At 60.8% G+C, this 8,675-nt stretch carries 10 protein-coding genes; 5 read left to right on the forward strand and 5 right to left on the reverse strand.

Annotation, left to right across the window (positions count from 1 at the left end):
* Positions 1-212: 212 nt before the first annotated feature.
* From WBR68_RS30270 to WBR68_RS30280, 3 genes are read right to left on the reverse strand one after another with little or no spacing between them, the layout of a single operon-like run.
* A complete protein-coding gene (locus tag WBR68_RS30270) occupies positions 213-677 on the reverse strand; it encodes a chromate resistance protein ChrB domain-containing protein (protein WP_230696119.1) in 465 nt (154 codons plus the stop codon).
* 22 nt (positions 678-699) lie between these two features.
* Entirely contained in the window at positions 700-1,899 is a 1,200-nt protein-coding gene (locus WBR68_RS30275; protein WP_230696120.1) for a chromate transporter, read from the reverse strand.
* Between the two features lie 26 nt (positions 1,900-1,925).
* Positions 1,926-2,891, reverse strand: coding sequence for a chromate resistance protein ChrB domain-containing protein (locus tag WBR68_RS30280; RefSeq protein ID WP_230696121.1), 966 nt, complete (start codon positions 2,889-2,891; stop codon positions 1,926-1,928).
* A 131-nt stretch (positions 2,892-3,022) separates the two neighbouring features.
* Between WBR68_RS30280 and WBR68_RS30285 the strand changes: the two genes are divergently transcribed.
* Together WBR68_RS30285 and WBR68_RS30290 are read left to right on the forward strand one after the other, a co-directional pair.
* Positions 3,023-3,301, forward strand: coding sequence for a metal-sensing transcriptional repressor (locus WBR68_RS30285; protein ID WP_230696122.1), 279 nt, complete (start codon positions 3,023-3,025; stop codon positions 3,299-3,301).
* Between the two features lie 11 nt (positions 3,302-3,312).
* On the forward strand, positions 3,313-4,473 hold the full coding sequence (locus WBR68_RS30290) for a nickel/cobalt efflux transporter (RefSeq protein WP_230696123.1): 1,161 nt from the start codon (positions 3,313-3,315) through the stop codon (positions 4,471-4,473).
* A 730-nt stretch (positions 4,474-5,203) separates the two neighbouring features.
* On the opposite strand, the gene WBR68_RS30295 is transcribed toward WBR68_RS30290, so the two are convergent.
* Positions 5,204-5,614, reverse strand: a complete 411-nt coding sequence (locus WBR68_RS30295; RefSeq protein WP_230696124.1) for an antirestriction protein — start codon at positions 5,612-5,614, stop codon at positions 5,204-5,206.
* 242 nt (positions 5,615-5,856) lie between these two features.
* Between WBR68_RS30295 and WBR68_RS30300 the strand changes: the two genes are divergently transcribed.
* On the forward strand, positions 5,857-6,543 hold the full coding sequence (locus WBR68_RS30300; RefSeq protein WP_230696125.1) for a hypothetical protein: 687 nt from the start codon (positions 5,857-5,859) through the stop codon (positions 6,541-6,543).
* A 63-nt stretch (positions 6,544-6,606) separates the two neighbouring features.
* Positions 6,607-7,269, forward strand: coding sequence for an SOS response-associated peptidase (locus WBR68_RS30305; RefSeq protein WP_230696126.1), 663 nt, complete (start codon positions 6,607-6,609; stop codon positions 7,267-7,269).
* Between the two features lie 326 nt (positions 7,270-7,595).
* Here WBR68_RS30305 and WBR68_RS31545 read toward each other — a convergent pair whose 3' ends face one another.
* Complete coding sequence (locus tag WBR68_RS31545; RefSeq protein WP_370641295.1) at positions 7,596-7,841, reverse strand: CrpP-related protein; 246 nt, start codon at positions 7,839-7,841, stop codon at positions 7,596-7,598.
* A gap of 367 nt (positions 7,842-8,208) precedes the next feature.
* Here WBR68_RS31545 and WBR68_RS30310 point away from each other — a divergent pair, with 367 nt between their 5' ends.
* Entirely contained in the window at positions 8,209-8,430 is a 222-nt protein-coding gene (locus tag WBR68_RS30310; protein WP_230696127.1) for a hypothetical protein, read from the forward strand.
* Positions 8,431-8,675 lie beyond the last annotated feature (245 nt).

Below are 8,675 nucleotides of genomic sequence, written 5' to 3' on the forward strand. Positions count from 1 at the left end.
GGTCTGGCGCACTGGTCAGTCCTTCGATCCTGGGAAATTGCGGCCGGTTATGGGTTGACCCAAACCATAGAATCTCGTTGCGCCTGAGCTTGCGGCGCACATCTATTAGCGTATGGGGAAACTCCGCATTACGCCAGAGTGCAAGTTCGGGAACAGATATGCTTTGCATGAGGGTCTCCCAAAGATGTTGTTGCTCAGTCTGGAATCGCGCCTTATGTCGTCGGCATCGCCGGTGGCCATCGATGCGTTTCTCCTTGGCACGACTGACACCATGCGAACAGGGCGTCGTACATGACCATGCCATGGCCGAGCATGACGTGGTCGTCGGTGTAAAGGTGCGACAAGCCCAGCGACAGCGCGTACAGTCCGCCTGACTGCGGGGTCAGGTCCAGGCGCGAAGTGTCGGCACCGCGAACGATTCCGGCCAGTTGCTGCAACGCCGGGTTATCTGCCAACCGGTACTTATCGAGAAAAGCGTCGAAGCTGCACAGTTCTCCGACATGCGATAGTTCCACGCCTGGGATGTCGTAGGGAATCGCGGCGACTTCCTTGGCAATGCGTAGAACGTCGCCTGGCGGCACGTAGAGAAATTCTGGCGTTTCGTCGATAAAACGGGCGATTAGCCACGGGCAGGCGATGCGGTCGATCTTGGGCCGTTCACGAGTGATCCATTGCATGATGGGCTCCTGGAAAAAGAACTTAGTGCACCAGTGGATAAACCGCCAAGCCGATTAACGCCGCGCCAGCAACGATCATCGGCTCGGACAGTTTCTTGAATCGCAACAGCAACAGCACTGCTGATATTGCCAACATCAATGTCGGCACATCGACGATCGTGCGTCGGGCGATAACGATGACCGCGCCCACGATGGCGCCGATCGCCGCGGCCGTCACGCCATCAACGAATGCGAGAATACTGGGCAGCTTTCCGTACTTCTTGAAGTACGGCGCTGGAATGATGGTGAACAGATAGCAAGGCAAAAAAGTGGCCAAGGCCGCCACACAGGCCCCGGGGAGTCCGGCGACCAAGTAGCCGATGAAGGCCACGGTGATGACCACGGGTCCGGGCGTGATCATCGCTACCGCTACAGCATCGACGAACTGCTTGTCGTTGAGCCACTGGAAGTCGGTGACCACGCCGCCATATAGGAACGGCACGATGGCCAGCCCAGAGCCGAAGACGAAAGCCCCTGCCTTGGCAAAGAACACGCCTATCTGCCAGAGGAGTGGCCAGTCCAGCGTGCTCAGCGTAGCCCCTGCTGGCATGGATACCGCGGCGGCGGCCGACAGGTTCCCGGACTTCAGCCACCTGGGTGGCGCGCGCCAAAACCAGACAATCAGGCCGGCCGCCAAAAACAGCCATGCGATTTCTGATTCGGTAACGACTGTGACGGCGGCCAGCACGAGATAGATGGCCCACAGTAGCTTGTCCTTGCCCACGCTCTTTGTGGTGAGCTTGTAGCCGCTGATGGCGATGATGCCGATCACAGCCGCACTTACCCCGTAGAACACCGCTTGCATCCAGGTCAGGCCGCCGAAACGCAAGTATGCCCATCCCAGGGCTACGACCATGAAGAACGACGGCAGCACGAAGGCGATTCCCACGAGCGTGGCGCCGAGGATACGGTAATGCACGTAACCGAGGTAGATAGCGAGCTGCGCGGCCAGAGGGCCCGGCGCGAGTTGGGCGAGCGCCAAGCCTTCCTTATAGTCGCCGTCGGTAATCCACCCTCGCCTGTCCACCAGATCGCGATGCATATAGCCGGCCAGGGCAACCGGGCCACCGAAGCCCAGCGTCCCCAACCGGATGAAATACCCGACGAGTTGCCAGAGGGTATAGGCTGGATGCGAGACGAGTGGCGCCGCGCTGTCGCTGGTGGATTCTTGAGCGGGGTTCATGGTTGCGCACTTGAACGGAAAAGAGATCAGGCCTTACGCCCACTGGAGAAGTGGGCGTACAGGGAGTCCAGCACAGTGCCGACTTCGGCCAGCAAAGCATCGTCGTCCGGCAGGCGTTTGCGCGCGCCGGCCAGCATGGCCTCGAAGCCAGCGGCCTCCGGCGCGGCTGCGCCGCCTACATCAAGCGCATGCACCATTGCGCCGAGGCGCGCGAGGCCACGGTTCTCGTCCAGGCCGAAGCTGGCGAGCAGGACCTCGAACGACACCCTGGCGCCCACGTGCGTGAAGGTGGCGCCGTCGAAATCGAAGCCCAGGGCATCGGCGGGGCACTCCGCAGGGGCTTCCAGCCATAGAAAGCGCGCGGACGGGTCAATGAAACGCTGGATCAGCCACGCACAGGCGACCCGGTCTACCCAAATATGGCGCCGGGTCGCCCAGAGCCGGCCCCGATGATGCATGGGATCGCGGCGCGCGATGCCTCCCTGGGCTGCATGGGGTTCGCCGGGCGACAAGAGGGATTCGATGGCATTGGCAAAATCGCGCTGCTGCGCCTGAGCACGTAACGAGGTTTCGGCCGGGAAGAAATCGATCCGACGCAACGCCTGGTAGCTGCGTTCGTACCGATGCAACAGGCGGTTCAGTTCCGCCGCGTTCAAAGCGGCCAGCGTCTGACGCGCCTGGGCCAGTTCCGCCAGCCAGGCATCGTAGTCGGCCGAGCGGTCGAACAGGGCCTGGAACGAGGCGCACTCGTCATCGTCCTGGGGCTGGACCCGCAGCAGCCAGGCTTGGCCGCCTTCCTCGTTTGTTTCGGCAGCCAGATCGGCCAATTGGGATACCTGCTCGGCCTGCGCCGGCAGCAGATAGGCGCCATCGCGCAACGCGGCGCAGCCCAGGGCCTTTAGCTTGCGCCAGATGCGCATGCGCGCCGTGGCACCGCCGGTGGGCAGGCTGACGATAAGCAGAAACCAGGAGGAGGCGAGCGGGGTGTCCATAGGGAGCAGAATAAGAAGGTGTTTCGATCTCTGCAATCATGTAGAGATCGCTACATCAGCTTTTTTTCGTTTCCCCGAATGGCGACGTGGTTTCTCGCGTGGTATCCCCCCGGGGAGGATATGATTTGAGCATGAACGCACCCGATCCTCATCATCATCACGACGCCGTGGCCAAACGTCTCAAGCGGGCGGAAGGGCATTTGCGCAGCATTCTGTCGATGATGCAAGAACACCGCCCCTGCCTTGATCTGGCCCAGCAGTTGCATGCCGTCGAGCGTGCCATTTCCCAGGCCAAGAAGATCCTCATTCAAGACCATATCGACCACTGCCTCCAGGATGCGGTGGGCGAGCTGGACGAGGACAGGCAGCGCGCGATCGACGAGTTCAAAGAAATCACCAAGTACCTCTAAGAACACTATCCATGTTGTCGTTTTCCGATCTGATCGCCCAGGGTGCGTCGCACGCCTGGCTGTTTATTCCAAGCGCCATTCTGTTGGGTGCTCTGCACGGACTGGAGCCCGGCCATTCCAAGACGATGATGGCGGCGTTCATCGTCGCGATCCGGGGATCGGTATGGCAGGCGGTGCTGCTGGGCATCACCGCGACCATTTCGCACACCCTGATCGTGTGGGGGATCGGCCTGGGCGGCATGTATCTGTGGCGCGGAGTCGCGGCGGAGGAGCTGGAGCCGTATTTCCAGCTGGCGTCCGGGATGGTCATCGTGCTGATCGCGGCATGGATGTTCTGGCGAACCTGGCGGGATCAGCATGGCGCGGGCCATGACCATCACCACCATGACCACGATCACGGCCACAGCCACGGGCATGAGGGCCATTCCCACGGCCCGGAGCGGCGCGAGATCGATACCGGGCACGGCCTGGTCGCGCTGGAGGTGTTCGAGGACGGTGTTGTGCCGCGCTGGAGGCTGACCAGCCTGCGGGGCGGGAACTGGCTGGCGCAGGACGTTTCCGTGACGACCGAGACGGTCGACGGGACGCGCCACGAATTCCGATTCGCGCAGAAGGACGGCTATCTGGAGTCGCTCGAGGAAATTCCCGAGCCGCACGAGTTCATGGCGCGCCTGGCCCTGGGCCACGGCGGGCACGTCCACAGCTTTGACATCGCTTTCATGGAACCGGACGAGTTCCAGCATGACCACCTTCACGAAGAACTGCGAGGGCTGGATGTGGCGGGCGAGGGATACCAGGATGCGCACCAGTTAGCCCATGCCAATGACATTCGCCGACGTTTCACGAATCGGAACGTGACCAACTGGCAGATCGCCTTGTTCGGCCTGACCGGCGGGCTGATTCCGTGCCCGGCGGCGATTACCGTGCTCCTGTTGTGCCTCCAGTTGAAGGAGTTCACGCTGGGCGCCGTGCTGGTGCTGTGCTTCTCGATCGGGCTGGCCATTACGCTGGTGACGGTTGGAGCCGTCGCGGCGCTCAGTGTGCGCCAAGTCAACAAACGCGCGCCATGGTTTAGCGCGGTGGCCCAGCGGGCGCCATATCTCTCCAGCCTGCTGATCATTGCCGTGGGCATTTACGTGGGAATGAACGGATGGCTTGGCATCCACGGCTAGTGTCAGAGCCAGGCCTCTAGGCTCAATTACTGTTTTCGGTCGGAAGCCACTCGTCACCACCGGCTACCCTCGGCCAAGAGCCGCAATTGGCGATTTTAAGAAGCAGACACTCAACCCTTCGTTCACAGTTCGCCGAACGCGACGCGTCGAAATCACTGGTTGGGCATCAGATGCTGCTGGGCCGCAGTAGAGAGGCAGTGCGCATTTGGTCACGAATCTCCGTAGCGAGCCCGCTGGAGGCCCACAGCCACGCCATGGTCGATGAGCGCGCCTGGGCGCACTCGGCCAGCGATGGCAGATACACGGTTGTACTCCTTGTTCATGCCTAGATCTCGAACATAGTATGCAGGGGCTACCTACACTCGCGTAGCAAACCCTTGGCTGATCCCGTTGTTGCCGTTTGCGGGCTTTGTCGTCGATTGGTGCTATCTGCGGATGGGCCGGCCCGTAACAACATTCTTTAGGTTTGACATCGAACACAGTTACTCAAGTGTCGAAGACGGCCAACGGCCGCAAGTGGCGCCGGCGCAGCCGGTGCCGCGCCGCAATTGAACGCGAGAACGACGTGGCACCCTGACCGGGAACGCAGACCCGCCACCCCGTATGGCTTTCAACGGTCCAACTTCAAAGCGCAGCCGTTCCCCTGCAGCGTCACTTAGCAGGGGCTGAGCCACGATGGCCTGATGGTGCTCAGAAGAAGAAAGGCCCGCCGAAGCGGGCCGGAATGGCGTCAATCGATCGCCGCGAAGATGGCATTTGCCTCGGCGTGTTCGCCGGCGAAGTCGCGCAGGGCGTGGTACTTCTCGGCCAGGTCGTCGCTGCGGTACTGGCTGCACAGTTCGCACAGGGCGTACAGCGTTGCCACGATGCCGGCGGCGTCCGCCGACATGGTCCGGTCGCACCAGTTCATGGGCCATACGATGTGAAGCGTCTCGTAGTCGGCCGGCGCCATGTAGAAGCCGTTCGGGATTTCGTAGTAGTGCCAGAAGCCGCCGCTGTACTCCTGCGACAGACGATCCAGCCAGTTGTAGACGGAGATTTCTCCGCGCAGCATCAGCCGGCTGCCGAAGTGTTTGGGCAAGAAGGCCAGACGATCGTGATCGGGGACCAGGCGGGCTTCAGCGAGGGTGGCGTGCGTCATGTAGTGCTCCTTGGAAGAGGGCCCCAGCCAGGGTGGCAGGACGGGAGCACTGGCGCCCTGCGGAACAAGCGCCGGGGGCAAGGGGACGTGGAATATAAAGCGCGCGTAGCGAGCGGCTATATGCCGCGAAAGCCCCTTGAGCCTGGCGCGCGCAGGGCCAAGATGCGCCCAGGCCTGACACCCAGGCTGGTCCCGTTCCCAGCACCATGCCGTCCGCCTTCTCCGAATCGGATAGCGTCCGAATGACAGCAAGTTCGGCGGTTGAGAGGCGGGACGTGATCGTTGTTGTGGCGGGCGATCCCTTCTTCCGAGGAGGTTGTGAGCGAGCCGCACCAACAAATCTAGCCCGAGACGGAAGCTACTCTGCTTGCCACGTGCGCGCCAGATGTGGAATCGTTTGGGTGCGCTGTCTATGCCGCATATCGCCCCTGCACGGCGATTTCTTCGATCTGAACAATAACTTGCCGGAATTTTCTGGCCGGAATACAAGTACTGTCAGCCGCCAGAATCAGGTCACTCTCGGTCATGTCACACCAAACCTGCAAGGAAGGCCTTTGAAAAACGTTGACCTTGCTGCATTGCAGATCGCCTGCCGGAATTTGGCGAGAGGCGCCCTATGGTCAGAACAGGGAACACCCGAGATTGCCGTGGCGAAGCTTGCGGGCGAATTCATGCGAATCGTAGCTACGCAAGTCGCTGACGTGATCGAATGCGGTCGAGATCCCAACATAGTCACACGTGCGGTCAGCTACCTGACCTATACCCATGTCGCTCCAGTTGGAGTCGATGTGAAATGGTGGTTCACTGAGTTGCTCACTTGCTTAGTTGAACTCGCCGTGCCATCAATGATCCAGACACCCGAATCCAGCGCTTTCCTGCTCGATGTGCAAGAAGGGATCGCGGAATCTTTGGGGCCGGGAGAGGACTAGAGGCGGGGGCCTAAAAGAGCCCGGCCTATACTGAACTGACAGCTCCTTCCGACGAGGTCAGCGATGTGCGGTCGAATTGTCCAGAAGTCGGGTCCGCTGGATTACGTCGAGCGGATCTTTACCAATTTGGGCCAGATCTTCGCGGACCCAACGGGGCCGCGATTCAACATACCCCCGGGCACACGCCCGCTCGCTTTGCATCGCCTGGCCGAGGGAGCGGAAGCGATGGCACGCCTGCCCTGGGGCTATAAGCGCCCCGACTCCAAGCACTTTATGAGCAACGCGAAGCTGGAGACCATCTTGAAGAACGGGTGGCCCTGGCGCTTCCTGATCGGCGCCGGTCGAATTTTGGTGCCTGCCGATGGGTGGTATGAATGGCCCGTGCAGCCGGACGGCAACAAACAACCATATTACATACATGGCGAAGGCCCGCTCTACTTTGCGGCGCTCACCGCGTGGGAACCGGGCGCTGAACTCGATGCCGCACATGGGTTCGCTATCGTGACGAACGACACCCAAGGGGGGATGGTGGACATCCACGCCAGGCGGCCTGTGGCGCTGCCCCCGGATGTTGCTCGGCGATGGATCGATCCGTCCTACCCGACGCCCGACGCCCGGGCGCTATTGAACGAAAGCGTGCCTGAAGACGCCTTCACCTGGCATCCGGTGCGACAAGAGGTGGGAAATTCGAAATATCAGCTTCCGGACGCCATTGAACCAATATAACGGCACCAGCGGTCCGTTGCGCTCCGACCTGTCCCGCCCCGAGTTTAGCGGCTGAACAACTCCAGCATCCAGGCTAAGCCTTCTGGCGACCGCCATCGGGAACGCTCTTTGCAGAGATCCGTCTTGGGCTAAATCACGTCAGCGCGCGGAGAGATGACGATGAACTCAGATGAGTATCTTGCAAATATGATGCTTCTCTCCACACCTCCACGCCATTTCGGGGACTGGGCGGACATCCTAAATGAATACGCCTTCTGCCTAGACAAATGCAGTGGGAAGCTGGACGCCGAAGAACTCGACCGCCTCTTAGACGTCGGCGCGATGTTCTATCGAACGCCGGCGCCTGCGGGGAAGCCTATCAGAAGGACATCATCATCAAGGACACGTGACGCCGGCTGTGGACCGCAAACATCATCCTGAGCGGATAGCCATCCCGCTTCCCAGGCGTCCACAGCCGCCTGCCACTCATGAATTGGCTGCCCGCTATGCCCCGGCATATTGTGGGCCTTCAAGAAAGGGGCAAGACAATATCGACTCGCCGCAGCGCGCGGCCATCGCGCCCAGTTCCACAACGCTATGCATGATGGTTCTCCGAGAGCCGGTTCGCTCCGTTTCCCGAATTCAGCGCGCTTGGGTCAACGGATGCAACATTTTGAGGTGTAACTGAAAAATCGGTTGGCGTGGCATTTCCGTCACCGAAGCTCTGGACCAGCGTTGCCAAGTCCCGCACTGACCGGCCAGCATGACCGAACAAGGCGGTCGCCCCAACAATCACAAGGGCCAGCCGCATTCAGTTTATACTGTACATCCATACAGCCCCCCCCCCCCCCCTCCCCCCTCCCCCCGCGCATCATGCTTTGCACGGTTACTCGTACCCACCACCTCGGCGTAAAACGTCCCGACCGAGACCCTGCTCCGGCGATCACCGGCGCGGTCCGTATGTACTCGATCATGCGCGATGACATGAAGCGGTACATCCGCGTCATGACCATGGACGGCCTTCAAAAGTTCGGGGCGACCGCCAAGGGCGCAATCCCCGACCTTCTACAGCCGGAATTGCTAACGTTCTCGTCGGACCGAGGCATGATGGTCTGCGGCTTTGAAGAGATCGACGGTCGACGTTACTACCAGGGCTGGTGGATGCAATGGATCCAAGCATGACCTTGTAGGAGCTAATGAATATTCTCCTTACGACGGCGTGTGCGCTCAAAACGCAGTCGTTAGATTCGGCCTATCTTGCTACCTTAACTGGCGGCGCTGCGCACGAGACTGGACGAAATCGCCGATGAACTGCACGGGCTTCAGGCCGACGCGGCAGGCTGCCCGTCATCGGCGCGAAATACGTAGCACTCAATACCTCGCCGGAGCCGGTTTCGATTTTTAGCTCCAGTTGATGGTCGATGGGG

Origin of the sequence: Achromobacter sp. JD-1, assembly GCF_038594925.1 — a bacterium.
Lineage (GTDB): Bacteria > Pseudomonadota > Gammaproteobacteria > Burkholderiales > Burkholderiaceae_B > Achromobacter > Achromobacter spanius_C.

Bases quoted from the DNA above. Each gene is read 5' to 3' on its own strand.
- WBR68_RS30310 (WP_230696127.1), top strand. From the start codon at position 8,209: ATGTACTCGATCATGCGCGATGACATGAAGCGGTACATCCGCGTCATG.
- WBR68_RS30275 (WP_230696120.1), bottom strand. From the start codon at position 1,899: ATGAACCCCGCTCAAGAATCCACCAGCGACAGCGCGGCGCCACTCGTC.
- WBR68_RS30280 (WP_230696121.1), bottom strand. From the start codon at position 2,891: ATGGACACCCCGCTCGCCTCCTCCTGGTTTCTGCTTATCGTCAGCCTG.
- WBR68_RS30295 (WP_230696124.1), bottom strand. From the start codon at position 5,614: ATGACGCACGCCACCCTCGCTGAAGCCCGCCTGGTCCCCGATCACGAT.
- WBR68_RS30270 (WP_230696119.1), bottom strand. From the start codon at position 677: ATGCAATGGATCACTCGTGAACGGCCCAAGATCGACCGCATCGCCTGC.
- WBR68_RS30290 (WP_230696123.1), top strand. From the start codon at position 3,313: ATGTTGTCGTTTTCCGATCTGATCGCCCAGGGTGCGTCGCACGCCTGG.
- WBR68_RS30285 (WP_230696122.1), top strand. From the start codon at position 3,023: ATGAACGCACCCGATCCTCATCATCATCACGACGCCGTGGCCAAACGT.
- WBR68_RS30300 (WP_230696125.1), top strand. From the start codon at position 5,857: ATGACAGCAAGTTCGGCGGTTGAGAGGCGGGACGTGATCGTTGTTGTG.
- WBR68_RS30305 (WP_230696126.1), top strand. From the start codon at position 6,607: ATGTGCGGTCGAATTGTCCAGAAGTCGGGTCCGCTGGATTACGTCGAG.